The 23,674-nt window shown below is 65.4% G+C and carries 23 protein-coding genes; 9 read left to right on the top strand and 14 right to left on the bottom strand.

What is annotated here, in order from left to right:
• Nucleotides 1-13 precede the first annotated feature (13 nt).
• The gene (locus D3D01_RS08415; protein WP_121511880.1) at nt 14-1,876 is read right to left on the bottom strand and encodes a cation:proton antiporter; all 1,863 of its coding nucleotides are present in this window, start codon (nt 1,874-1,876) and stop codon (nt 14-16) included.
• Between the two features lie 82 nt (nt 1,877-1,958).
• On the opposite strand from D3D01_RS08415, the gene D3D01_RS08410 reads away from it, so the two are divergent.
• The 5 genes from D3D01_RS08410 to D3D01_RS08390 all read left to right on the top strand — a co-directional run bounded on the left by D3D01_RS08410 (nt 1,959) and on the right by D3D01_RS08390 (nt 4,930).
• The gene (locus D3D01_RS08410; RefSeq protein ID WP_121511879.1) at nt 1,959-2,720 is read left to right on the top strand and encodes an alpha/beta fold hydrolase; all 762 of its coding nucleotides are present in this window, start codon (nt 1,959-1,961) and stop codon (nt 2,718-2,720) included.
• Nucleotides 2,721-2,778: 58 nt separating this feature from the next.
• A complete protein-coding gene (gene hisB / locus D3D01_RS08405) occupies nt 2,779-3,366 on the top strand; it encodes an imidazoleglycerol-phosphate dehydratase HisB (RefSeq protein WP_121511878.1) in 588 nt (195 codons plus the stop codon).
• A 75-nt stretch (nt 3,367-3,441) separates the two neighbouring features.
• A complete protein-coding gene (locus D3D01_RS08400) occupies nt 3,442-3,942 on the top strand; it encodes an ACT domain-containing protein (protein WP_121511877.1) in 501 nt (166 codons plus the stop codon).
• Nucleotides 3,942-4,277, top strand: coding sequence for a 2Fe-2S iron-sulfur cluster binding domain-containing protein (locus D3D01_RS08395; protein WP_121511876.1), 336 nt, complete (start codon nt 3,942-3,944; stop codon nt 4,275-4,277). The genes D3D01_RS08400 and D3D01_RS08395 overlap by 1 nt, the downstream gene beginning before the upstream one ends.
• A gap of 50 nt (nt 4,278-4,327) precedes the next feature.
• On the top strand, nt 4,328-4,930 hold the full coding sequence (locus D3D01_RS08390) for a YigZ family protein (protein ID WP_121511875.1): 603 nt from the start codon (nt 4,328-4,330) through the stop codon (nt 4,928-4,930).
• A gap of 6 nt (nt 4,931-4,936) precedes the next feature.
• Here the strand turns inward: D3D01_RS08390 and D3D01_RS08385 are convergent, their stop codons facing one another.
• The 4 genes from D3D01_RS08385 to mutL all read right to left on the bottom strand — a co-directional run bounded on the left by D3D01_RS08385 (nt 4,937) and on the right by mutL (nt 10,523).
• Nucleotides 4,937-6,022, bottom strand: coding sequence for an aminomethyltransferase family protein (locus D3D01_RS08385; RefSeq protein ID WP_121511874.1), 1,086 nt, complete (start codon nt 6,020-6,022; stop codon nt 4,937-4,939).
• Nucleotides 6,023-6,060: 38 nt separating this feature from the next.
• A complete protein-coding gene (locus D3D01_RS08380) occupies nt 6,061-7,233 on the bottom strand; it encodes a carboxypeptidase regulatory-like domain-containing protein (RefSeq protein ID WP_121512096.1) in 1,173 nt (390 codons plus the stop codon).
• A 114-nt stretch (nt 7,234-7,347) separates the two neighbouring features.
• Nucleotides 7,348-8,292: a sugar kinase gene (locus tag D3D01_RS08375; RefSeq protein WP_121511873.1), complete on the bottom strand. Its 945-nt coding sequence runs from the start codon at nt 8,290-8,292 to the stop codon at nt 7,348-7,350.
• Between the two features lie 80 nt (nt 8,293-8,372).
• Nucleotides 8,373-10,523, bottom strand: a complete 2,151-nt coding sequence (gene mutL, locus D3D01_RS08370) for a DNA mismatch repair endonuclease MutL (protein ID WP_121511872.1) — start codon at nt 10,521-10,523, stop codon at nt 8,373-8,375.
• A gap of 134 nt (nt 10,524-10,657) precedes the next feature.
• Here mutL and D3D01_RS24015 point away from each other — a divergent pair, with 134 nt between their 5' ends.
• Together D3D01_RS24015 and D3D01_RS08365 are read left to right on the top strand one after the other, a co-directional pair.
• Nucleotides 10,658-10,801: a hypothetical protein gene (locus D3D01_RS24015; protein WP_198560196.1), complete on the top strand. Its 144-nt coding sequence runs from the start codon at nt 10,658-10,660 to the stop codon at nt 10,799-10,801.
• A gap of 134 nt (nt 10,802-10,935) precedes the next feature.
• A complete protein-coding gene (locus D3D01_RS08365) occupies nt 10,936-12,204 on the top strand; it encodes an HAD family hydrolase (protein ID WP_121511871.1) in 1,269 nt (422 codons plus the stop codon).
• Nucleotides 12,205-12,213: 9 nt separating this feature from the next.
• On the opposite strand, the gene D3D01_RS08360 is transcribed toward D3D01_RS08365, so the two are convergent.
• Entirely contained in the window at nt 12,214-13,071 is an 858-nt protein-coding gene (locus tag D3D01_RS08360; protein ID WP_121511870.1) for a hypothetical protein, read from the bottom strand.
• 198 nt (nt 13,072-13,269) lie between these two features.
• Between D3D01_RS08360 and D3D01_RS08355 the strand changes: the two genes are divergently transcribed.
• Both D3D01_RS08355 and D3D01_RS08350 read left to right on the top strand, forming a co-directional pair.
• The gene (locus D3D01_RS08355; protein WP_101351261.1) at nt 13,270-13,776 is read left to right on the top strand and encodes a hypothetical protein; all 507 of its coding nucleotides are present in this window, start codon (nt 13,270-13,272) and stop codon (nt 13,774-13,776) included.
• A gap of 49 nt (nt 13,777-13,825) precedes the next feature.
• Nucleotides 13,826-14,026 (top strand): hypothetical protein, encoded by a 201-nt coding sequence (locus tag D3D01_RS08350; protein ID WP_121511869.1) that lies wholly within the window; start codon nt 13,826-13,828, stop codon nt 14,024-14,026.
• A gap of 28 nt (nt 14,027-14,054) precedes the next feature.
• Here the strand turns inward: D3D01_RS08350 and D3D01_RS08345 are convergent, their stop codons facing one another.
• The 8 genes from D3D01_RS08345 to mutS form a co-directional block, all read right to left on the bottom strand.
• Nucleotides 14,055-14,504, bottom strand: a complete 450-nt coding sequence (locus D3D01_RS08345; protein WP_121511868.1) for a hypothetical protein — start codon at nt 14,502-14,504, stop codon at nt 14,055-14,057.
• Between the two features lie 78 nt (nt 14,505-14,582).
• Complete coding sequence (locus D3D01_RS08340) at nt 14,583-14,894, bottom strand: hypothetical protein (protein WP_101351259.1); 312 nt, start codon at nt 14,892-14,894, stop codon at nt 14,583-14,585.
• Between the two features lies 1 nt (nt 14,895).
• Nucleotides 14,896-15,267: a helix-turn-helix domain-containing protein gene (locus D3D01_RS08335; RefSeq protein ID WP_044952077.1), complete on the bottom strand. Its 372-nt coding sequence runs from the start codon at nt 15,265-15,267 to the stop codon at nt 14,896-14,898.
• Between the two features lie 362 nt (nt 15,268-15,629).
• Entirely contained in the window at nt 15,630-16,814 is a 1,185-nt protein-coding gene (locus tag D3D01_RS08330; protein ID WP_121511867.1) for an outer membrane lipoprotein carrier protein LolA, read from the bottom strand.
• 107 nt (nt 16,815-16,921) lie between these two features.
• On the bottom strand, nt 16,922-17,752 hold the full coding sequence (locus tag D3D01_RS08325; protein ID WP_101351257.1) for an ABC transporter permease: 831 nt from the start codon (nt 17,750-17,752) through the stop codon (nt 16,922-16,924).
• Complete coding sequence (locus D3D01_RS08320; RefSeq protein WP_101351256.1) at nt 17,749-18,780, bottom strand: ABC transporter ATP-binding protein; 1,032 nt, start codon at nt 18,778-18,780, stop codon at nt 17,749-17,751. The genes D3D01_RS08325 and D3D01_RS08320 overlap by 4 nt, the downstream gene beginning before the upstream one ends.
• Before the next feature lie 95 nt (nt 18,781-18,875).
• Nucleotides 18,876-20,816, bottom strand: a complete 1,941-nt coding sequence (locus tag D3D01_RS08315; protein ID WP_121511866.1) for an ATP-binding protein — start codon at nt 20,814-20,816, stop codon at nt 18,876-18,878.
• A gap of 74 nt (nt 20,817-20,890) precedes the next feature.
• A complete protein-coding gene (mutS, locus tag D3D01_RS08310) occupies nt 20,891-23,656 on the bottom strand; it encodes a DNA mismatch repair protein MutS (RefSeq protein WP_121511865.1) in 2,766 nt (921 codons plus the stop codon).
• Between the last annotated feature and the right edge of the window lie 18 nt (nt 23,657-23,674).

Raw genomic sequence — 23,674 nt, 5'->3', positions numbered from 1 at the left:
ACGCGCCCCACGGCTATCCGCGCTGACACAGTCTTCTGGCGTCCTGCATCGCCTCGTTGGTCTCACAGACGAGCGTCAGGTGATCACCGCTTGCGAGGCGGAAATCGCTGTCTGGGACTCTGTCTGTTCCGTTACGGCTCACCATTGCGACCAGACAGCCGTCCGGGAGCCGCTCCGCGGTTTCTTCGACCGTCCGGTCGACCAGCGAGTCGTTGCTGAGTTCGACTTCCAGCACGTCCCCCGTTCGTCCGGAGTCCGACAGCCAGTGAGCGAGGGACGGTCGTTCGACCGCGTCGTCGATTGCGTCGGCGACGGCAAAGCCCGCGGAGATGGTCTCGACGTCGAGGTCCTCGAAGGCCTCGACGTTGTCCGGCTGGTTCGCTCTGGCGACCACGGTGTCGACGTCGAACCGTGTCGTCGCTAGCTGTGCCACGAGCAGGTTCACGTCGTCGTCTGCAGTCGCAGCGACGACGACGGACGCCCGGTTCGCCCCTGCGTCTTCGAGGACGGTCGCGTTCGTCGCGTCCCCGTGCACGACGCGGTGGCCGTCGGCTCGGGTCCGTTCGACCGTGTCCTCGTCGCTGTCGATAAGGACGACCTCCTCACCGCGTGACTCGTAGCGGACTGCCAGTTCCCGACCGACACGCCCGCTCCCGACGATGAGTGTTTGCATGGGGAGGATGTCAAGTGCTTGCGCGAAGTGACGGGCCAGCCCGCCTTGAAACATGACGGTCGCGAAAATAACGAGGAAGACAGTCCCAACGAGGACCGTCGCGGCAGCCGGGTTTTCGGGCCGTAGTTCGATGGCAAACAGCGTGGCGACACTGGCTGGAACGATACCGCGCGGCCCCATCGCGCCGACGAACAGCCGCTCGCGAACGGTCAGCCGGCCGCCCAGCGTCGACAGAAAGACGCCGAGCGGACGGACGAGCGTAGCGACGACGATAACGACGACCAGCCCGCCAACACCGAGCGTCCGCAGGTCGCCGAGTGAGAGCTGCGCCGCCAGCACGATGAACACGAACGAGAGGACAAACAGCGTAATCCCGCCCTTGAACTCGGCAATCTCCTCTTCGTGGGGGATGTCGGCATTCCCGAGCACAATCCCGGCAACGGCGGCGGCCGCGATACCGGCCTCAGAGAGCCACATACTTCCCAGCGCGTACGCCAGCAGCGCCGCGGTCAGAACCACGACCCGGGCGTTCTGGAGGGCATTGCCCGCGGACAGGTGCCACCGCTGGAGCAGCAGTGTGATGCCGCCGCCGACGGCGATGCCGACGACGTGGCCGACGGCCAGCCGAGCGACGAACGCCTCGACGACGACCAGCGGCGAGGACTGGCTTGCAATGACGAACTCGAACGTCGCCACCGCGAGGATGGCGGCGGTCACATCGTTGATGATGCCTTCGGTCTCTAAGGCCGCAGCGACCCGGTCCCTGACAGGGACCACTTGCATAACCGGCGTGATGACCGTCGGCCCGGTGGCGATAAGCAGGCTCCCGACGAGGACGGCGACCGGCCACGTCGTCCCGAACACGAGCCTGACGGCCATAGCTGTTCCGACGAGCGAGACGAATGCGCCGACTGTCACGAGCCCAAGCGCCTCTCTGGACGCTTCGCGGACGCGCTCGACAGTGAGGTGGAACGCCCCTTCGAAGACGATGATACCGACGCTGAGACCGACGATAGCCTGTAGTCCAGTCTGTCCGAATATCGCGGGGTCGACAAGGTCGAGCGCCTGCGGGCCGACGAGAACGCCGGCGACCAGCAGGAACGCGACGCTCGGAATCTGGAGCCAGTCGGCGACCAGCTGTGCGGCGACGCCGAGACTCACGACCAACACGACGGCGCCAATAAGTGATGCTGCTCCGGACACGGGGTTGGCGGGCGTTCGATAGCCAGCAGTATAGACCTATTCACCGAAAGAGACACACTGCCGGCGCGGGAATCGACGGCCAATGCCGACCGCACACAACCGCGACGTGGCTCTCTATTATGAAGCCGACGGCGACGGCCCGACCGTCGTGTTCATTAACGACGTGGGGTACGGGGCGTGGCTCTGGGGCTGGCACTACGACGCCGTCGCCGGCCCCTACGAGACGGTGGTGTGGGACCTGCGGGGCACCGGCCGGTCGGACGCGCCGGCAGGGCCGTACGACGTGGCGACGTTGGCGGCCGACCTCGAAGCCGTCCTGGCCGACCACGGCGTCGGGAGCGTCCACCTCGTGGGGGCCGGTCTCGGCGGGATGGTCGCGCTCGAATACGCCCACCGGTACAACCGCGCCCGCTCGCTGACGCTGTACTGTACGGCCGGGTCAGGTGACGCCGTCGACTGGGACGCACTCGACGCGCTCGCGCTCGACGCTCCGTCGTCGCTCGACAGGGCGTTCTCGCCGGCGTTCCGCGAGCACGATCCGGACCTGATGGACCGGATTGCGGACTGGCGCGCTGAAGAGGACGCCACCGGCGCGGCCCGCGATGCGCAGACGGCGGCGATGACGGGCTTCGACGCGCCGCCGCTGTACGAGATTACCCAGCCAGCCGAGGTCTACTACGGTCTGGACGACTCTGTGGTGTCGCCGGAGGCCGCGGAGTCGCTGGCGGCCGACCTGCCCCGCGGGACCGGCGAGGCCGTCGAGGGTCGCCACTGCTGTTTTGTCGAGCATGCCCCGGCAGTGACCGACCGACTGCTGGCGCTACTGGACGAGCAGACAGAGTAGCTACTTGACCGGGCGGCCGGACGCAATCCACAAATACACGGCCTGATACGTGCTAAGTATGACTGACCGGACGGCAGCCGTCACGCGGACCACGGCCGAGACTGACATCGAGGTCACGCTTGACGTCGACGGCGACGGCGACAGCACTATTGACACCGGCATCGGCTTCTTCGACCACATGCTCGATTCGTTCTCGACGCACGGGCTGTTCGACCTGACCGTGCAGTGTGACGGCGACCTGGATATCGACGACCACCACACCGTCGAAGACGTCGCCATCACGCTCGGCGAGGCGTTCACCGAGGCGCTGGACGACAAGCGCGGCATCCGCCGCTTCGCCGACCGCAAAGTCCCGCTGGACGAGGCCGTCGCCAGCGTCGTCGTCGACATCTCTGGCCGACCGTACTTCGAGTTCGACGGCGAATTCTCACAGGACGCCGTCGGCGGGATGACGAGCCACATGGCCAAGCACTTCTGTCGCTCGCTGTCGATGAACGCCGGGCTGACGCTACACTGTGGCGTCAGGGGCGAGAACGCCCACCACGAGGTCGAGGCGCTGTTCAAGGGGCTGGCACGGGCGCTGGATGACGCGACTCACATCGACGAGCGCCGGTCCGACGTGGCGAGTACGAAAGGCGAACTGTAGTCGACGGCGGTGCGAAGCCGTCGCTGTTTCGACTGCTGGCGGCACCGATTAGTGGCCCCGCGTCCACCACTCCGTATGTTCGACGAGATTATGCAGAAATTCGAAGACTCTCCGGGCCAGCAGGATGTCATCCGCTTGCTGCTTGAACGGGGGTTCTCCGTCAACGAGGACGGCCGGGTCGTCTCGGGCGGCATCGAAATCCCGAACACGGGTATCGCCCGCGAGGCCGGCGTTGACCGCCGAGTGGTCAACGCCACGACGGACGCGATTCTCGACGACGACCTGCGGCGCATCTTCCGCAACATCTCATCCGTGCCGAGCCTGCTGGACCTCGCCCCGGTCCTCGACCTGCATGCAGTGACTGTTACTGTTCGCGCCGCCGACGAGTCCGGAATCGTGTCGACAGTCACGTCGGCCATCGCCGACCGCGGCATCTCTATCCGGCAGGTTCTCAGCGAAGACCCCGAGTTCACTGACGAGCCGAAACTGTACGTCATCACCGACGAGGAACTGCCCGGTGACCTCATCAACGAAATCCGTCGTCTGGCGTTCGTCCGGACCATCGAACTGGCCTAATGCCCGCGACGCTCACCGTCGAGACGCCCGCGGGCGAGACCCACGAACTCACCGCCGAACCCGGCGCGGTCCTCCGGGACGTACTCCTCGAAGCTGACCTCTCGCCACACGGCCGCTACGCGACGCGGCTCAACTGCGGCGGCCGCGGCATCTGTGCCACCTGCGGCGTCCGGCTCGCCGAACCGCCCGACCCCGACCACTGGCACGACGACCTCGCCGACCGCTTTGGCTACCCTCGGCTCTCCTGTCAGCTGCAGGTTCGGGACGGAATGGCGGTCAAACTGCTTGACAAGCGGGTCTGGGGGTCGCGACAGTCCGGCGACGGCACAGACTGAGACGCCGCCCAACGGCAAACGCTATTCCGCCCCCCGGCGTATTCCGGTCCGTGACGGACAGCTATCGGACCGTTCCGGACCGCGGCGAGGCGCGCTTCGAGGTGCGGGGCTCGGAGTTCATCGGCCATGTCGCCCCCGCGACGACCGTCGAAGAGGCCGAAGCGTTTGTCGACGCCGTCGGCGAGGAGTACGCCGACGCGACCCACAACGTCCCCGCCTACCGCGTCTGGTCCGACCCTTTCCGGGAGTATGCGAGCGACGACGGCGAGCCGAGCGGCAGCGCCGGCGACCCCGCGCTGAACGTCCTCCAGCAACGCGAGGTCGAGAACGTCGTCGCCGTCGTCACGCGCTACTACGGCGGGACGAACCTCGGCGTCGGCGGGTTAGCCAGTGCCTACTCCAAGGCGGTGAAAGAGGGCGTCGACGACGCCGGCGTCGTCGAGGAAGTGCCCCACGAGCGGTTCACCGTGACCGTCGCCTACGACGATTCGGGCAGCGTCCGGAGCCTGCTCGAATCGGCGGGCGTCGAGTTCGAGGCAGACTACGAGGCCGAAGTCGTCTTCGAGGTCCGCGTGCCCACCGCCGACGGGAGCGCCCTGCGGGACCGGATTCGGAGCGCGACCAGCGGGCGGGCCGTAATCGAGCGCGAGTGACGCCCGCTACTCGTAGGCCGGGAGCCGCGCCGACTCTGCCGACCCGTCGATGAAGGGCAGGTCGACCTGCTGTGCGCCGACCGGGTCGCCGTCGACGCGGACCGTCAGGGACGCCTCGGGCCGGTCCCAGCTAAGATTCGCCAGTGCAATCGGGGCTTCCCGCATCGGGCTCTGCGCGGCGCGGGTCACGTCGCCGACGTGCTCGTCGCCGGCGAACACCGCCGCACCGGGTTCGGGGACGGCCTCGACGGCGAGACCGACCAGCCGCTGGGTCGGGTGGCCGCGGTTCTCGACCCGCGAGACGACCTCCTGGCCGACGTAACACCCCTTCTCGAAGTCCAAGGCGTTCCGGAGACCGAGGTCGTTGGGGAGCGCGCCCGCGATTTCGCTGTCGAACAGCGGCGTCCCCGCCTCCAGTGTGAGCGTCTCCCACGTCCGGTAGCCGAAGGGGACGGCGTTGAGCCCGCGGTTGACCAGCGTGTCGAAGACGGGTTCGGCGTCGTCGGCGCTACAGACCACGTCGTAGCTCTCCTCGCCGGCGAGGTTGTCCGTCCGGATGACGGAGACGCCGGCGTCGCCGAGTTCGCCCCGCTCGAAGGTCAGTACGCCCTCGGGCGTCCCGGTCTGGTGGAGGACGCTGGCGATTTTCTCGGTCGCTTTCGGCCCGTGGACGCCGAAGACGGCGAAGTCGTCGGTTGCCACCTCGAACTCGACGTCCTGAATGAAGGTCTTGTCCGCCCACTCCGCGGCTAGGTCGTCGGCCTCCTGTGGCGGCGTGAACACGAGCAGGCGCTCGCCGGCGTTGTACACGTACATATCCGTGTCGACGCGGCCGTCGGGGTCGAGCAAGAGCGCGTAACAGCCCGCGCCGTCCTCGTCGGGCACGCGGTTCGAGACGGCGTTGTCGACGTAGTCGACGCGGTCCTCGCCGGTGACGACGATGACGCCGTAGCCGTACTCTATCGCTCCAACGACGTTCCGAACCGCGCGGTGGGTCCGCTCCGGTCGCCCGTAGTTGTCGACGACGCGCCGGCCACCGACCTCCCTGAACGTCGCTCCGTGGGCCTCGTGAACGGACTCGAGAACAGTCATTGCACGGGTATGCGGCCTTCGCGGGGAAAAACGTCCCGTTAGCGTCGCCGGCGAGCCAGGACGGCCACCGCGACCAGCGCGGCAATCGTCACAGCGACGGTAAAACCCGGGCCGCTGCCGTCTGTCGTTTCGGTCGCCGTCCGGGCTGGCGTTGTGGCCGCCCCGCCCGTCGTCGCCTCCTCGCCCGGCCTGAACGCAGTCACGTTCGTTGTCGTGGTGAGGTCTCCGGCTGTCGCGGTGAACGTGACGTTCCCGGCTGTGGGGACCGTCGCCGTTACTTCGCTGTCCGCATCAGTCTCTCCGACTTCAGTTCCGTTCCGAGACACGGTCACGTTCGCCACTGGGTCGTCGTACTCGTCGGTGACCGTGAACCGGACGTTCGCGTCGACGATGACCTGCCTGTTGTCCGGTGTGAGCGTAATCTCCGGGGTGCGTCGGATCTCCACGTCGACCGACGTTTCGTCTTCAGCCACCCTGACGCGTCTCTCGACCGTCTCGTAGCCCTCCTTCGTCACTGTGAGGGCATAGCGGTCGTTGACCGGGACGCTGACCGACGCCGTCCCGTCGGAGAGCGTCGGCACGGTGCCGTCGAACCCGTTGTCCGATTCGACCTGAACGGTCGCGTCCCGGATCGGTCTGGAGTCGTTGAAATGGTCGTCGACGACCTCGGCTTGCAGCAGGACCGACCCCTCGCTAATCCGGACCGTCGCTGTCGTCTCGCCGGAGACGGACACGGTCGTCAGGTTGCGGTAGAACCCCGGCTTGGTGACGATGACGCTGTATTCGCCTTCCTCGACGGGCTGTGTCGTGATGGTCCCGTCGCTGCCCGCGTTCCTGTCGACCACGTAGTTCCCGTCCCGATACAGTCGGATGCGTGCGGTCTCGGCCGGCTGGCCGTCCGCCGTCACCGCGCTGACTGTGGCTGTCGCTGCCTCCGAGACCACTACCTCGACGGACTCCGCCTCGGCATCTTCGACGACGTAGGGGACGTTTCTGACGTACTCGCCGTCATCTATCTGGAGCATGACGTCCGCCCCCTCGGGGACATCGATAAGTGCCTGCCCGTTTGCCCGCGTCGTCTCGTTAGACGGGCCGCCCGCGCCGTCGTCCCACGTCGCCGAGATGTCGATACCACTGAGCGGGTCGCCGTCCCCGTCGACGACGGTGACGGTGAGGGTCACCTGTGACTGTCCGGCAGCTGTTCCCGCCACCACACCGGCTCCTACCAGCAGTGCCAGCAATACAGCTGGTAACACGGTACGGTGACAGCGCATACCTGATTAATAAATGGGTGGACGTAAATCAGTACTGCCGGTAGGGACTCCCTACGGCCGTCTCGACTGCTGTGAATCGACGACCCGCTCAACTTCGGACGGCTCAAGCGGCGTCAACGGCCCGGACATTGTTCGAGAGAGTGCTGCCGCCGCGACGCCGTGGAGCAGCGCTTCGTCCGTGTCAGCACCGGCGGCCAGTTGCCGGAGCGTCGCGCCAATGAAGGCCTCGTGTTGCCCCGATTCGTCGACAGCGGTCGTCTCGATAGCGTCTTGCTCGTGGACGACGCCGTCGTGGTAGGCGACCGCGCCGTACTCGCTCCGCGTGAGCACCACGCGGGTGAGGTCGTACTCCGTCGCGAGCGTGTGGACGATCTCCCGAGGCCCTCCCGTCGTGTCGAACACCGCGGAGACCTGCTCCTCGGCGGCGAAGAGGGTGTCGACGGCCGGCAGGAGGTCCGCGAGTGCGGCCCGCGCGTCCTCGGCGTCCCACAGCCCGGGGTGGAAATCGAGGTCCAGCGCCCGCATCCCCGCGGCCGCTCTGAGTAACGCCCCCGTCGTGTCGGCAGCTGTGTCCGACAGTGAGAGGGTTGCGCCCGAAGTGAACACTACGTCTGCGTTCTGTATCTCGCCCATCGGAAACTCGCCGGGTGTCAACGTCGCCATCGCGGTGTCGCCGCGGTCCTGTAGCAGCCGCTCGGCACGGGGCGGGTTAGCGTCCTCGTGGAAGGTAAGTCCCTGCCGGCCGGCCGCCGGGTCGGCCCAGACGACCTCGGTCTCCAGTCCGAACTCCTGTAATTCGGCGACGACGCGCCGGCCCAGCGGCGTATCGGGGACTTTCGAGAGCCACCGCGCGTCGGCTCCAAGTCGGCCGGCCGTCGCCGCAACCCCGCTTGCTGTCCCGTCGACCCGAATCGACGCCTCGCGAGCCGTTTCGAACCGCTGTCCGTCTGGGGGTGCAAATCTGAGAGCGGTCTCGCCGAACGTTACGAGTGACATACCGCGTGCATCGGGAGACGAAGGTTTAGTTTAATCGGCTGTATCGACTGCTGTGTCGGTGGTCAGACCGGAGTCCTTCGCTATCGCCGCCGACCGCCGTGACCGGGGTAATCACGCTCGAACCGGTCTTCGAGTTCTTGTCGGTCGATGTGGATGACCGTCGGTCGTCCGTGGGGACACGCGTAGGGGTTCTCACAGTCGTCCAGCGCGGCGAGTAGCTCCCTGACGGACCCCTCAGTCAGCGACGTGTTCCCGGTCACAGAGGGGTAACACGCCAGGTCGCCGAGCAGTTCGTCTGCCGCAGCCTCGACCGTCGCCGCCGCTTCGTCGTCGCCGGCGACGAACGCGCCCAGTACATCCCTGACGATGTCCGGGCCGGCCGCGTCGGCGATGACGCCTGGGAGGGTTCGGACCTCGACGGTCCGCTCGCCCGTCCGCGCCGTGTGAAAGCCCAGGCTCGCCAGCGCGTCGCTGCGCCGGTCGAACACCTCCGCCTCGCGGGCGGTCAGTTCCAGTTCCACCGGTTCCGCGAGCGCCTGCGTCGTCGTCTCGCCCTCGAATCTGGCCTTGAGCCGTTCGTAGTTGACCCGCTCGTCCGCCGCGTGCTGGTCGACCAGTACGAGGCCGTCGTCCGTCTCCGCGACGACGTAGGTGTCGGCTAACTGCCCGAGAATCCGCATCGAAGGCAGCGATTCGTGGGTCGCCTCCGGGTCGTCGCCGAGGCGTGCCTGCTCCTGTCCGCCGGTGAACTTCCGGTCGCCGCGCTCTGTCTCCGTCCGGCCCGCTGTGGACGCTTCCCGGCGCGCATCAGGGCTATCTCCACTCGAAACGCTACCCTCTGCCTGCCGCTTCTCGAAGTTGCCTGACGTATCGTCTTTCGTCTCGGCTGTGGAGGGGCGTTTCGTGTCGACTGACTGCTCTGCTGCGGTCGTGTCGCCGGACTGATGAGCCGCTGTCTCCGTCTGGGCTCCGTCAGACCGCTCTGTGGGTTCAGCAGCCGATTGTCCTGTCGTATCAGCACTGCTCTCCGCTGTTGTGCTGTCCGTCCGCGCTGATGGTGCTGTTTCGTCCGCGGTGTCCCGGCCGTCCGGACGCGACAGCTGGCGCTCGCCACTGCTCGCTCCCTCCGATTCCGGCGCTATCTCTGTCTGCTCTGGTGCTGACCGGCCACGCGGCGCTGTCGAGCGCAGCAGCCCTTCTCGTAACAGCGCGTCCTCGACGGCGGTCCGGACCTGCTCCCGGACACCCTCGTCGTCGGCGAATCTGACCTCCATTTTCCGGGGGTGGACGTTCACGTCCACGTCGCCCGCGGGAACGTCCAGGAAGAGGACGGCGAAGGGGTAGCGGTCCGGCGCGATCTGGGTCCCGTAGGCATCGATGACGGCGTCCCGGACCGTCCCGGCGCGGACGTACCGGCCGTTGACGTACGTCGAGAGGTACTCGCGGCCCGCGCGGTTCGTCTCGGGATGTGACACGAGGCCGTGCACGCCGTCGAGTGGCCCATCAGGGAAACTCTCCGCCTCGTCGCCACCGCCGTTTGCTCCCGAACCCGCACCGACCGAAATCATCGACTCGGCCACCTCCCGGCCGTAGACAGACATGACGGTCTCGCGCAGGTTGTCCTGGCCGGTCGTCGAGAATGTCTCGCGGTCGCCGTGGGTCAGCGACACGGCCACGTCCGGGTTCGCCAGCGCGTAACTGGCGACGACGGTGTTGACGTGGGCGAACTCCGTCGACTCCTGTTTGAGGTACTTCCGACGGGCCGGGACGTTGTAGAAGAGGTCTTCGACCTCGATGGTCGTCCCCTCCGGACAGCCCGCGGGGCCGACCGACGTGACATCGCCGCCTTCGAGAACGAGTTCCGTCCCCACGTCGCCCCCGCGTGGCCGGGTCCGAATCGTCAGTCGGGACACTGCGCCGATAGCGTGCAGGGCCTCGCCGCGGAACCCGAGCGTTCCCACGCCGCCCTCCAGATCCGCGATGTCGCGAATCTTCGACGTGGTGTGTTTCTCGACAGCCCGCTCGACGGCCTCGCGGTCCATTCCCGCGCCGTCGTCCGTGACGCGAATCCCGTTGGTTCCGCCGGCTTCGACGACGACATCGACCCGGTTCGCGTCGGCGTCGATGGCGTTCTCGACTAGCTCCTTGACGACGGAGGCCGGCCGCTCGACCACCTCGCCGGCCGCGATGCGTTCGACGGTCTGGTCGTCGAGTCGCTGGATATCGGTCATACGTGCCCCCGCATGTGACTGCTACCGGCTAACGGGCGAAGCGACTTGATACTGTCTGCCTTCGCCGCGCCTATCAACCCAATCATGGAAATAGTTAACACAAACCAGTTCTGACCATCGGATGGTGACGACCCATGTGCCACCACAGAGAACGCTCTTGGACCGAAGCGACGGCGGACGACGAGGCAACTGACGAGGACGAGGAGGAACTCCCGTCCTTCCTCAACGAGGAGGCGCCCGAAACCGAGGTGCTGACCGACGGCGGCGACGAGGCGTAGCAGGGGTTCCCCTCGGCAGCGGTGTTGGCAAACCAGCCCTTCTTTGCCGTGTCCCGCAAACACGCAATTCAGTCATGTGTGGGTATCGCAAACCCGATAGCTAAAGTACGCTCGCCGTCAGTCGCCACTATCCTGTGGATCTCGACATGGAACAATACGACCAACTATACCGTCTCTACAAGAGCGTAGACACGACAACGCTGCGCGGCTATCAGGAGTTCGTCGACCTGTTTCCCCCGCTCAGTTCGACCGTCGCGCTGGAACAGTGGGAGACCGCCAGTGACCGCCTCGACGACCTCAAGGCCGACATCACTGCGGAGTTCCCCGGAACCGGCGAGACCTACGCGGAAATCGCGGCCCGGCTGACCCGCGACGAGGCCTTCACCGCGCTTGACCTCTACTCGAAGTACGGCCGGTCGGCGAACGTGCTCGTACTGGATGTCGACGAGACGCTCCGGTCGGCCGGCGACACCGACAACGAAATCCCTCGCGACACGCTGTACCTCCTGACACAGTTCCACGAAGCGGGCGTCCCCATCGTCGTCTGCACCGGCCAGACCCTCGAAAACGTCAAGGGATTCATGATACAGGGCCTTGGCAACGACCTCGTCTCCTCCGGACAGATGAGCATCGTCTACGAGTCCGGCAACGGCGTGTTCACGCCCAAACACGGCGCGGACACGAAGCGACTCCTGTATGAACGCCTCGACGGCGCGGTCGTAGACGTGTTCGAGTCGGTCCGCCGCCGTGTCCTCTCTGAGGCCCCCGAGGCCGTCGGCAAGCGCTGCCACCTCCAGGGCAACGAGTTCAACGTCACGCTAAAGCCCAACGCCGAGGTCGGCAGCGACAACGCCGTGGAAATCATCGACGAGTCCCTGCGGTACCTCTGTGGACTGGTCGGCGACGCTATCGCGGGGCAGGTCGATGCTGGCGTGTCGGACCCGGCAGCGTACGCACGGGCCTACTTCAGCCGCGACCCGGAGATTCACGATGTCTTGGAGGCGGGCGACCTGTCGACCGACGCCGACATCGACGACGCGCCTGCGGCGTTCCGCGACATCCTCGAACGCGTCGACCTCGGCTATTACGAGGGCGACGCGGCCGAACTCGTGAGCCTCGAACTGGACAAGTCCGCCGGCGTTGAGGAAGCCTTCGACGTGCTCGGCATTGATGACCCGTTCGCGCTCGCGATGGGCGACAGCAAGAGCGACTTGCGGGTGATGCGCTGGATCGACGAAAGCGACGCCGGTATCGCCGCCGCCCCCGCCCATTCCTCGCCCGACGTGCTTGACCACGTCAGCGCCAGGGATAATCTGGTGTACGAGGCCGGCGACGCCAGCACGGTGCTGCGGACTATCTACGGTATCAGCCTCATCGAGCAACTGGACGAGCAGGGCGAGTGAGCCACCTCCCTACGTATTGACCACACTGTCGCCGCTGCGGTGCTGCTCGGGCCACTCGCCGGCAGCGGGGCACTGCGGATCGATGTCAGCGACGAACCGCATCGTCGTGATATTGAGTACGAGCCCCAGAAACCCGCCGCCTACGATTCCGATGAGCAGGCCGACCGCAGGGACGTTGACGACAACAGCGGTCGCCACCGCTGAGACGAGCAAAACGAGTCCCAGATAGCCGACTGTGTAGGCGAGGTACGCCCCACCGTTGACAGCCAGTTGGTACGAGCCTCTGGCTGCTGCCACAAACCCAGTCCGGCGCAGGACAATCAGATACGGCGTGGCCCAGAACAGATACCCGGCAGCTATGAATGCTGGAATCAGAAGAAGCACAGCGCCGACTATCGCGCCCCCCTCACCGAGGCTCCCGAAGCCAAACAGCCCCAGTGCCAGTGGGACGAGAACAACATACGGGAGGGCAGTTATCACCAGAAACGGGACAAAGTATGCTAGCACGCTCATCGCGAAGCCCTCGTGTCGACCGAGGAGTTCTGCCGCGATAGTTCCGAAGTAACCCGCACTCAGACCGGCACGTAGTAATAGCACTCCCGGTACGACCACCATCGCAAACGGAGCCGACAGAGGGAGGCCAACATTTGCCGTGACACCGCTGCCAGGTAAACTCACGAACTGCCAGACAGTCACGAAGGACGCGGGGACGCCGAACTTAATGCCGATGTGGATTCCGTCGTAGGTGAGTATCTGTCGGATACTGTCCGTCTGCGTGACCGCCAGCAGCATTGGAACCAGTGCCAGCGGCAGTTTTTCGCGCGCCCGCTGCCACCCGTCGGCCAGCCGAACGGTGAATGACGGCATCAGTCGTGGTCCCTCGCTGATTCCGTCTGAGCGGGTGCCACGCCGTCTGGCGTCTGCGGGACCGTCGGTTCGAGGCGTCGCTGTGGAGCGTTCGTCCGGGTACTGGAGGGCATCGGCCTGGATATCCGTACACGCAACAATATGCGTTCTGGTGAGACGGCACCCAACTGTTAGGCGTCCGCCGACCGAACTGCCGCCATGAGTCTTGATACCGTGTTCGGACAGGTGCCGGACCCGCAGTCGTACTCGTTCCCGGACTACTCGCTCCCGCAGGGCGACCCCGTCAAACCGGTCGCACTGACCGCCGGCGAACTGACTGCGCTGCTTGACCTGTACGACGCGTTCAGTACCGTGGACCCGACGGGCATGGACTCGAACCCGTTCCTGCGGGCGACCAGCGAGTTCCTCCAGCAGACACTCGGTGCGCCGCTCACCCGACCGGATGAGCAGCTGCACGACGATATCGCGGCCTTGCTCAACGACTTTTCGGGAGACTTGGGCGAGCGATCAATGGGTGTTGTGGACGCGACACCGGCTCACCACCGGACGCTGTACTTCTTCTTGACCAGTTGCAAGGCATACCATACGGCCCCGCATCTGCGGTTCGACCCCGACCCGAGCGCCGTCGAGACGCTGTATGCAGTGTACGAACGCGTCACTGAGCAGGCGTTCTACCTCAAGCGGCCGAAAAGCGTTCTGGAGTGAGAGCCCGTGGTCCGGACCGTTTATCGGGCAGCGAAATAAATTGCCGCCAATGACAGCCGATCAGCCCGAAATCCCGGTCGTGTGCGAGGAGTGCGGGACACGGACCTCGGTCGCGTTCAAGGACGTTGAGGACGCCGTCGCCCGCCACAACGAACAGCTCCACGACGGTGAGCCAGTCGCCGAAGTCGACCCCGACGTACTGGAGGAACTCGCCGACCGACTCGCGAAGGACATCGGCCTGCTGGAGTAGCCACTCGACCAGTGTCACTCGTATCGTATCACTCCCCCAGCGGGAGCCGCTCGTAGGCCTCGCGGTCAGCGCCGGCAGCGAGCGTGCGCGGTCGCAGTCGACAGACGTTCTTCACGGTGCGCGGACCAAGCACGCGGGGCGAGACGAACCGCGGTCGCTCCGGCTCAGTTCCGGGACCGTCGCCCAGCGCGAGTACTGCGCCGTTGAGGTCGACGAGCGGGATGCACGCCAAGTCGCCGTTCATCGATTCGAACTGGACGTGGGTTGTATCGCCGGGCATCGCCGCCGCCTCCAGCAGGTCGAACACGGCGACGCCGGTGTACCTCCGTTCGATCCGGTCGCCTGAGGCACACTCGAACGCGACCGGCCCGCGGACGACATCGAACGGGAGCTGTGCGGGCGCCACGTCCCAGGGGACCAGTAGTGGGTCGGTCCCGTCGATCCGGACCGTCGGCCGTTCCTCCGACGTTTGTGCCATAGGTACAACTTCTGACCGGACGGACTTGAGATGTTCGTCGTTAGACCGCGCGGTCCACCGGGCAGACCACTCGGAGCCTCACTCCCGAGAGTGAAGCGAGTACGCGATAAAGAGCACGCCAACGAACTGGAAGGCGCGAGTGACGAGCGTCAGCGGTTGCTGGAACTGGCTGGGAAGCAGGCCCTGGCGAAGGAGGACTGAGCCGACAAACGCGACGACGAAGGCCACCGCCGTGAGGCAGAACAGCCCGACCGAGAGGTACTGCATCGCGCGACTGTTGTGCCGTCGATACCCGCGGTAGGCCTGGTAGCCAACGTACCCACCCAGTACTGTCGAGCCAAACGCAAGGGCGGTGATGAGCCAGTTCATCAGTGTCTCGATGGCAACCATGTCAGAGATTCTCCCACATTTTTGTGAATCGGTCCGCGGTGTCCTGTTCGTCCTGTCCCGGGAACGCTGGGGGTTCAGTCCGCTCGATTTCGGTTTCGAAATCACCGTCAGCAAGCGCCAGCGAGAACTCCGAGAGCGTGGCAGCGAAGACGCTGTAGTCGTTGCCGCCCGTCTCTATCTGGGTCTGTTCCTCGATGAGGCCGTACTCCTGAAGCCACTCGACCCGTCTGTACACGGTCGGTTGTGACATCTCACACTGGTCGGCGAGCTGTTTCGCGGACATAGGCTTGACACTCGTTGCTGCGAGGATGTCCCGGGCATACTCGTCACTGAGCAGGTCGAGGATGTCGCCCACGGCCGGGTCCTCACTCACGTACTGGACCAACGCCCCGTCCCTGAATAAAAGGTCCCGTCAGTTTCCGAGTCAGAAGTCAGCCACATTAGAGAAGGGCGCAGTGTCAGCGGAGACCGGCGCGATCAGGGCAGTTCCTTCGGGCGAAGGTGGGGCGAGGGAGGGGACCAGTTCACGGGCGGCTGGCCCACATTCCTCCCCAGGGTGGCACCCCGGGGAACCCTAGGCAGTGTGGTGGACAGACAGCGGCTATCGCCGGAGGGCGGTGGTGGCACGGTGTTGTTAGGGCCGCTGCACTTGTAGTGAGGAGTGGTTCCATAATATAACGTGCAGTCGAACTTCTGACCCAGAAAACGGCGGCTTGATATGCCAGCGTGGGTGTTTCACATGCTACTGGGACAGCCGATTGACTGGCCGACCGTGACGAGTCGGTCCGCAGACACTCCTTCACCACGAATCGTGTACCGGTAGCGCTCACAGTTCCACGACACCGATGTTGTCAGCCCATAGCTGATCTGTACCGGTTGCCCGTCGATTGTCACTCCCTCGCCGGCGTTCTCTCCGACAACCAGCCGGTCGTACTTAGCAACAGTGATCAGACTGGTTCGGTTCGCGTAGCGGAGGCCGACGCTGTGGATTCGTCCCTGCGTCTGGGTCGCGTAGGTCAGTTCGTACCCCGGCGGAATGTCGGGTTTTGGAACCCGGACCTCGGTGTCGGCTTCGAGCGCACCGATCGACTCGTAGGTCTGTTGGTCTGGTGTCTCTGGGACGGTGACAGTCGTGTTGTCCGGGAAGTCAGGGGTAAACACGTCCGCTGACACACCGGTGTCGTAGGTGACGTTCGTATGCGTCGTCGTCACGACTGTTCGCTCACCGTCGGCTGTCCATGCGGTGCGTTTTTTCACCGGGAAGAACCGCTCTGTGTCTACCCAGATCGTCTGTTCGTAGGCCGCTGTGTCGTCTTTCGGTGCCACATGGATGACGTACGCCTCACGCCCGTCAATCGATTCAATACCGCGGTAGCCGACCATCATCGAGCCGGCGGACACGCTCGGCCGCTGCTCGCCGCGGGGCACAACGGGCAACGGCTCAACTGACTGTGGCTCGCTTGTCGCGTTGGCTGCCGTGGACGTATTGAGACTCGCAACCAGGCGCTGCAGCCGTTCACCCCGGTCTGACTCTGTCCTGCTGAGAGAGATGCGCGTGGCGCTCGCGCGGCGCGGGTCGTACAGCCACAGCGCCGATCCGTTCGACACCCGGAGATCGTATCGGTCGACAGTACTGCTGATGACTGCCAGCCGTTTCTTCTGTGTCCCTGGCTGGAGTACGGCGTCGTAGGTCGTCCGACTCGCGACCGTTCCGTTCCGGCTGATAGTGGTTGTCTGTGTCGAATTGACGCCGTCTATCGCCTCGTAGCGTTGTTGCACGTCCGCGCTGATCTGAGGTTGATCGGCGGTCCCGGTACTCGCGAATGCGAGCGACCAGACCGCAACCGCAAGCACACCAATGACGACCACCGTCGCGATGGTGAGCACCAGTCGTTCCGAGGTGAGGTGTCGAGTGACCATTTGTGGGGTACAGGGCGGGGACTGCCTGACGCTGTGCGGTCAGTCCGAGTGACAGCGTTACGTATCACATTACCGGCATCATAAGTAAAAGCATCTGTCTACCTCGGTCAGTAGTCGCCGAGCACGCCGAGCCGTCTGGCTCGCCGGGTCGTATACTGGAACACGACGTACCCGAACAGGACGTAGCCGACCGGGACACCGATGAGGAGGCCCAGGTCGACGGGGGAAAACTGCCAGAGTCGGGTCCCGTCGACCATCGCTCGCTGCAGGAGCGCACTCCCGTGAGCCAGCGGCAGAATTCGCGTCCAGCCGAGTTCGAACACGGGCGCGGAGATGAGGATGATGAACCCGAACTGGAGCAGATTGAGCCAGTTCCCGATGCGTTTGTACAGTACCGCGACGCCGCCGGCCGCGAAGCCCAGCCCCAGCACCGAGGCGATAGTCAGCGACGCGACCACGACGACGGTGAGGACGTTCAACTGGAGCGACGTTCCGGTAATCGCAAGCATCACTGCAAGCACCACTGTCGAGGTGATGAACGTCCGGACAACTTTCGCGACCCCCTTGCAGAACGCGACCGGCGCGAAGCCAAACGGCGTCATGACGTGCCGTTCGAGGGTGCCCCACTGGGCTTCGCTGCCGATATCGTTCGAAATCGACTGGTAGGCCCCGACCGAAAGCGACCACAGGAAGTAGCCGACGATGATTCCCTCGATGGAGTCTGTTATCGCCTGCCCGGCGAGCATCCGACCGCCGTAAAACAGCAGGCCGAAGAAAAACACCGAGATGACGACCCCGCCGACGGCGTTGGCCGGATAGCGGACGAAGATGAGGTACTCGCGGTACAGCACCGCCCGTGCGAGATCGAGATAGCCCGCCTGCATGCCGGCACGGGCATCCTCACTGCCGTCCGTGTGCGTGTCGGCGCTCGCGGTCATCGGCCCGGCCCCTTCCGTTCCTGCCCGGTAATCTCGACGAACACGTCCTCAAGGTCTGGTTCGACTGTGCCGACGCCAGTCAGCGTCACGCTGTGGTCCCGGCACAGGGCCAGCAAGCGGTAGAACCCGTCGCTGTCGGTCGCCACCTCGACTCGCCGCCCCCGCTCGACGTTCGTCACGTCGACCACCTCGAAGCGCTCCCGAATCGTCGCAAGCAGGGCATCGGTGATGTCCGGACTGGTGACGGCGAAGGCGTTCGCGGTGAACTGGTCGAGCACAGCCGCCACGCTGTCGTCTGCGATGATCTCCCCGTCGTTCATGATGATAACCCGGTCACAGACGTCCTCGATGACGTCCATGTCGTGGCTGCTGACGACCGCTGTGAGGTCGCGCTCGTCGACGATGCGGCGCAGTTCCCGCCGCAACGTCAGCGAGCTTTCGACGTCCAGCCCAAGCGTCGGCTCGTCGAGAAACACCAGTTCGGACTCGCTGGCAAGTACACTCGCCAGCGACACCTTCTGTTTCATCCCGCGGGAGAGGTCTCGGACCGGTTCGTCGGCCTTCTCCAGGAGGTCGAGTTTCGCCAGCAGGCGCTCGTGTCGGTCGGCAACAGCAGCCGGCTTGACACCCTTGATGGTCGAGAAATAGCGCAGGTTCTCACGGACAGTCAGCCGCCAGTAGTCGTTTCGCGCCCCTTCGAGCATCCCGTCGACGTGACGGTACGCTGCCCGCGGGTGCTCGCTCATGTCGATACCTTGCACCCGGACACTCCCGGAATCAGGCAACACCAGCCCGAGAATCGATTTTATCGTCGTCGTCTTGCCCGCCCCGTTGGGTCCCAGCAGGCCGACGACCGTGCCCTGCTCGATGCGAAACGACACGTCGTCGACGGCCGTCACCGCGTCCGAACCGCTGCCGAACTGCTTCGACAGCCCCTCGACGGCGAGTGCAGGCGTCGCTCCGTCTCTCGACGCAGCCGACTGCTCGGCGGTCCGCGGACCCTGCCGAGCAGGGCGCTGGGATGACATGACCAGTACTGAGGGCTTCAGAACCAAAAGGCCAGTCACGTCTCGCGGTAGGTCTGTCGTCGTCGCTGTCCCACATTCGGGACTGGCTGGTCTGCTCAGGCGGGGTCGAGGCCTGTCACCTCGAACCGTGCGCCGCCGGCCTCGCTCTCGGTAGCTGTGACCGTCCACCCGTGGACCTCGGCGATTCGCTGGACGATTTTGAGACCGAACCCGGTCCCGCTCTCGCCAGTCGAATAGCCTCCTTCAAACGCCTGCTGGCGGTCGTCCTCAGGGATGCCCGGCCCGTCGTCGGCGACGTAGAAGCCGTGCTGGTCCAGCTCTTCAATGACACCGATTCGCACAGTTACGCCCCCGCCACGCTGGTCAGCGTCTCCGTCAGCCGACATCTGAGTGCCCGCGGACCCGTGTTCCACACTGTTGCGGATAAGGTTCGATAACAGTCGACGGAGCTTTGCCGTGTCTGCCCGAATCTGTCGGTCGTCCTCGACGACGAGCGTTGCCTGTTCATCTTCGACACTCTGCCAGCATTCCTCAACGATGTCGGCGAGCGCGACGGTTTCGAGGTCGGTCGCCGTTTCGCCGGCACGTGCAAACGCTAGGAGGTCGTCTATCAGCGCTCGCATTCGCTCGTGGGCACGCGATACCGTGTCGAGTGCGTCGCTGTCACATTCTTCTCTGGCCAGTTCCAGATTCCCCTCCGCGATAGTCAGCGGGTTCCGGAGGTCGTGGCTGACGATGCTTGTGAACTCATTGAGGCGCTCGTTCTGGCGTTCCAACTGCTGTTCGTATGCCCTGTGCTGGGAGATGTCCCGGCCGATACCCACCGTCCCAGAAACTGCTCCATCGGTGTCTGTCAACCGAGTACCCGAAAACTCGTATGGAATCCGCTCTCCATCGGCAGTCAGGACCTCTGCTTCGACAGTTACCCGGCCGCCGCTTCGTGTCTCATGTATCGCCGAAGCGATCGTCTCGTGCTCGTCACCCGGGAAGAACTCAGAGACGGACATCCCGTCGATCTCGTCGTCGCTGTATCCTGTGACTTCGGGGATGCGCTCGTTCCACCGCCGGAGGCTGCCGTCCGTGTCGACGACGTAGAAGAGGTCGTCAAGCGTATCGAGCGCTTGATCGATGAACTCCCGTTCCTCGCGGAGCTGGTGGTCGCGGTCGAGACGATTGAGGGCCGCTGTCGCGTGGACGGAGAGCGTCTGTGCGAGCGTAACGTCCGTCTCATCGAATGCACCTGTCTCGCACGAGCCGACGAGGAGGACGCCGTGGTCCCCGAGCGGGAGGATGATCTCGCTACGGATATCGGTCTCTGGATTGTACCGGCCCGGAACCGACGTGATATCGTCGTGGACCTTCGCCTCACCGGTTTCGAAAGCCTGCCACGCGAGTGATTCTCCGGCCTCGAACATCGGCGGCGTGCCGAGGAATTCCTCGACCTGTTCGGTCCAGGCGACCGGATACAGACGCTCGCCGTCGGCGAAGTGGACGCCGTTGGCCGGCATGTTGAGGATTGTCCTGGCAGTGTCCACTGTGATCTGCGCAACCGCATCCGCAGTCGTGGCTCGCATGAACGCCCTGGCGGTGGAGTGAAGCTCTTCAATAGCGCGTTCACGACGTGTACTCTGTGTGTATTCGATGTCATCGGCCGTCCGCTCGACGGCGTCGACGACGGTGTGTGCCAGTCGTGCGTACGGTTCGGCCCCGCCATCGGCCCGGATGTACTCGGTGACGCCCGCGGAAATCGCGTCGCTTGCGGCTGCTTCGCTCCCCTCACTGGCGAACAGCACGAACGGCAGGTCCGGCGCTCGCTTGCGGACCGCATCGAGGAACTCGACGCCGGTCTGCTCCGGCAGCTCATAGCCCGCGACGACACAGCCGAACGTCCCACTGTCGAGCCGTTCGAGTCCGTCGGCGACGCTCGTCTCCGTCTCGACCGTAATGCCACAGTGCGCCTGTTCCAGAGCGCTCGTGGCCGCCTCGACGATAGCCGTGTCGTCGTCGACGTGGAGAACGCGAATCCGGTCGGTCATTGGCTTCTAGCAGTGAAAACTCCCGTATACACCTTCCCCCGCGAGTATCTCGGTTGAAAATTGGATGCTGCCCGCTACGCGTCGTCCAGCTCGGCCTGCCACTCCTGTACTTTCGCCATCAGTTCGACCGGCGGCGTCTCGTTGACATCCAGCTCCGTCAGCTCCGACAGGACAGCCTCGGTTTCCGGGTCGAGCGACGCTGTTGCTGCATCGCCATCGACGGCATCAGCCGCGGTCTCGCCGGGCACGTGTTTGGGATCACCGTCGGTCGCAACCGGCTCAGCAGCCGAACCAGCCGTCGTGTCCCCCGACTGGGCCACGCCGTCTCTGAACTGTCCCGACTCCAAGTCGAACACAGCCTGTGTCGTTCCGCCGCCGTCCCCCTCGCTGCCACGCACCTCGATGGCCTTGTCGTCACGAAGTCGGTCGAGTACCTCGTGTGACCGGTCGACGACGGGCTCTGGGACGCCGGCGAGATCGGCGACGTGGACGCCGTACGAGCGGTCGGTCGGTCCGTCTCGGACTGTTCGGAGGAACGTCACGTCGCCGTCGCCCTCCGCGGAGCGTGGCTCGCCGTCGACCGCGACGTGCACGTTCTCGACGGTCGGCAGCTCCTCGCCCAGCGCCGTCAGCTCGTGGTAGTGGGTCGCAAACAGCGTCTTCGACCGGACGGAGTTGACGATGTACTCCGTCGCTGCCCAGGCAATTGAAATGCCGTCGAAGGTAGCCGTCCCGCGGCCGACCTCGTCCAGTATCACGAGTGATTCGTCTGTCGCCGAATGGAGGATGTTCGACAGCTCCTGCATCTCGACCATGAACGTCGAGCGCCCCTGTGCGAGTTCGTCCAGCGCGCCGACGCGGGTGAAGATGCCGTCCACCAGACCGACGGTCGCCGACCGCGCCGGCACGAAACTGCCCACCTGGGCGAGCAGCGTGATGAGCGCCGCCTGGCGCATGTACGTCGACTTCCCGCTCATGTTCGGGCCGGTGACGATGAGGAACTGCCGTTCGTCGTCCATGTAGAGGTCGTTCGGCACGAACTCGGTGGTCTGTTCGACGACCGGATGACGGCCGGCCTCGATGGACAGTTCGTTGCCGTCGACGACCGCCGGCCGGGTCCAGTCGTTCTCGACGGCGTGGACTGCGAGCGACGCGAACGCGTCCAGTTCCGCCAGCGTCCGGCCCACGTCCTGCAGCAGCGTGGCGCGCTCGGCCACGCGCTCGCGGAGTTCCTGGAAGCGCTCGTACTCCATGTCGTGGCGGCGCTCCTCCAGGCGCAACACGTCCCGCTCCTTCTCGTCGAGTTCGGGCGTCGTGTAGCGTTTGGAGTTCTTGAGCGTCTTGATGTGCTGGTAGTCGTCGGGAACGGTGCCGGTCTCGCTCTTACCGACCTGGATGTAGTAGCCGTCGGTCTTGTTCCGGTCGACCGAGAGGTGGGTGATGCCGGTCCGCTCCTTCTCGCGGTCCGGCAGCGTCTCCAGCCACTCCAGGGCGGCCTCGTGCTCGTCGATGATTTCGTCGAGGTCGTCGTCGTACCCGCGCTTGAACAGGCCGCCCTGGCGCACTGTCCCCGGCGGGTCCGCGACCAGTGCCCTGTCGAGTTCCGCAGCCAGCGCGTCGGCCGCCTCGCGGCCAGCGCCGTCGAGCGCCTCGGCGAGCGGTGACTCGGCCAGCCGCTCCGTCTCGGTGACGGCGTCGGCAACCTGTCCCAGCAACGCCAGCGTCTCTTGAACCGCTCGCAGGTCCCGTGCGTCTGCACTGCCTGACGTGGCCCGGGCGGCCAGCCGTTCGAGGTCGTAGGCGTCCGACAGTGTCTCTCGAATCCGCTCGCGGGCCATCGCTGCCTCCGACAGCGCCGCCACGCAGGCCTGTCGGCGCTGGAGTTCGGCCCGGTTTCGCCGTGGTCGCTGGAGCCACTGCTGGAGCAGCCGCCCGCCGGCGGCCGTGACGGTGTGGTCGATAGTGTCGAACAGCGACCCCGAGCTGTCGCCTTGCATGGTCTCGGTGAGTTCGAGGTTGCGCTGGGTCGTTGCGTCGAGGTCGACGTGGTCGCGCTCGCCGTACGCCTGGAGGCGCGTGACCGCCGCCAGCGTCCCGACACCGGTGTCGTCGACGTAGGAAAGCACCGCGCCGGCGGCTCGCAGTGCCACGTCCTGATCCCCGATACCGACGCTGTCGACCGTCTCGCTCCCGAACTGCTCGCGGACGGTGTGGCTCGCCCGCCCCGGTTCGAACGACGCTGAATCATGAAGCGTCAGCGCCGCGTCCGTCCGTTCGCGCAGGCGGTCCAGAAACGCGTCGTCGTTCCGGAGCTCCGGGCCGGGGAGAATCTCGGCCGGCCCGAACGTATACAGCTCTGTCAGCGCCTCGCCCGCGTCGGCGTCGTCCAGTTGTGTAACCTGAAACTGGCCCGTGGTCACGTCCGTCGCGGCGATGCCGTAGGTGTCACCGCCGTCCCGGCCGGCCTCTCGAACCACCGCGGCGAGATATTGGGCCGACTCGTCGCCGGTCTCCAGATGCGTCCCGGGCGTGACGACCCGCGTTATCTCGCGAGCGTGGCCGTTCTCGGTCTCATGCTGGTCGGCGATGGCGACCCGGTAGCCCCGTTCGACCAGCGCGGAGACGTACGGTGTCAGGTCGTCGACCGGGACCCCGGCCATCGGATACGACGAGCCATGTGAGGACTTCTGGCTCACCTTCAGGTCGAGCTCGTCGGCGACGATCTCGGCGTCCTCGGCGAAGAACTCGTAGAAGTCGCCACACTGCATCGCCAGCAGGTCCGCGTCGGTCCCCTCCTTGAGCGTGAGGAACTCTCCGACGATTCCCGTCGCCTCTGTCATACACGTCCGTGTGGCCGT

Source organism: Haloarcula sp. Atlit-7R, from assembly GCF_003666065.1.
Taxonomy (GTDB): Archaea; Halobacteriota; Halobacteria; order Halobacteriales; family Haloarculaceae; genus Haloarcula; species Haloarcula taiwanensis.
Note: the sequence above shows the minus strand (reverse complement) of the source record. Positions and strands in the feature narration are given on the sequence as shown.

What these genes read in the sequence shown, in the direction of transcription:
- D3D01_RS08410 (WP_121511879.1), top strand. Translation starts at nt 1,959, where the DNA reads ATGCCGACCGCACACAACCGCGACGTGGCTCTCTATTATGAAGCCGAC.
- hisB (WP_121511878.1), top strand. Translation starts at nt 2,779, where the DNA reads ATGACTGACCGGACGGCAGCCGTCACGCGGACCACGGCCGAGACTGAC.
- D3D01_RS08400 (WP_121511877.1), top strand. Translation starts at nt 3,442, where the DNA reads ATGTTCGACGAGATTATGCAGAAATTCGAAGACTCTCCGGGCCAGCAG.
- D3D01_RS08395 (WP_121511876.1), top strand. Translation starts at nt 3,942, where the DNA reads ATGCCCGCGACGCTCACCGTCGAGACGCCCGCGGGCGAGACCCACGAA.
- D3D01_RS08385 (WP_121511874.1), bottom strand. Translation starts at nt 6,022, where the DNA reads ATGACTGTTCTCGAGTCCGTTCACGAGGCCCACGGAGCGACGTTCAGG.
- D3D01_RS08375 (WP_121511873.1), bottom strand. Translation starts at nt 8,292, where the DNA reads ATGTCACTCGTAACGTTCGGCGAGACCGCTCTCAGATTTGCACCCCCA.
- mutL (WP_121511872.1), bottom strand. Translation starts at nt 10,523, where the DNA reads ATGACCGATATCCAGCGACTCGACGACCAGACCGTCGAACGCATCGCG.
- D3D01_RS24015 (WP_198560196.1), top strand. Translation starts at nt 10,658, where the DNA reads ATGTGCCACCACAGAGAACGCTCTTGGACCGAAGCGACGGCGGACGAC.
- D3D01_RS08360 (WP_121511870.1), bottom strand. Translation starts at nt 13,071, where the DNA reads ATGCCGTCATTCACCGTTCGGCTGGCCGACGGGTGGCAGCGGGCGCGC.
- D3D01_RS08355 (WP_101351261.1), top strand. Translation starts at nt 13,270, where the DNA reads ATGAGTCTTGATACCGTGTTCGGACAGGTGCCGGACCCGCAGTCGTAC.
- D3D01_RS08350 (WP_121511869.1), top strand. Translation starts at nt 13,826, where the DNA reads ATGACAGCCGATCAGCCCGAAATCCCGGTCGTGTGCGAGGAGTGCGGG.
- D3D01_RS08345 (WP_121511868.1), bottom strand. Translation starts at nt 14,504, where the DNA reads ATGGCACAAACGTCGGAGGAACGGCCGACGGTCCGGATCGACGGGACC.
- D3D01_RS08340 (WP_101351259.1), bottom strand. Translation starts at nt 14,894, where the DNA reads ATGGTTGCCATCGAGACACTGATGAACTGGCTCATCACCGCCCTTGCG.
- D3D01_RS08330 (WP_121511867.1), bottom strand. Translation starts at nt 16,814, where the DNA reads ATGGTCACTCGACACCTCACCTCGGAACGACTGGTGCTCACCATCGCG.
- D3D01_RS08325 (WP_101351257.1), bottom strand. Translation starts at nt 17,752, where the DNA reads ATGACCGCGAGCGCCGACACGCACACGGACGGCAGTGAGGATGCCCGT.
- D3D01_RS08320 (WP_101351256.1), bottom strand. Translation starts at nt 18,780, where the DNA reads ATGTCATCCCAGCGCCCTGCTCGGCAGGGTCCGCGGACCGCCGAGCAG.
- D3D01_RS08315 (WP_121511866.1), bottom strand. Translation starts at nt 20,816, where the DNA reads ATGACCGACCGGATTCGCGTTCTCCACGTCGACGACGACACGGCTATC.
- mutS (WP_121511865.1), bottom strand. Translation starts at nt 23,656, where the DNA reads ATGACAGAGGCGACGGGAATCGTCGGAGAGTTCCTCACGCTCAAGGAG.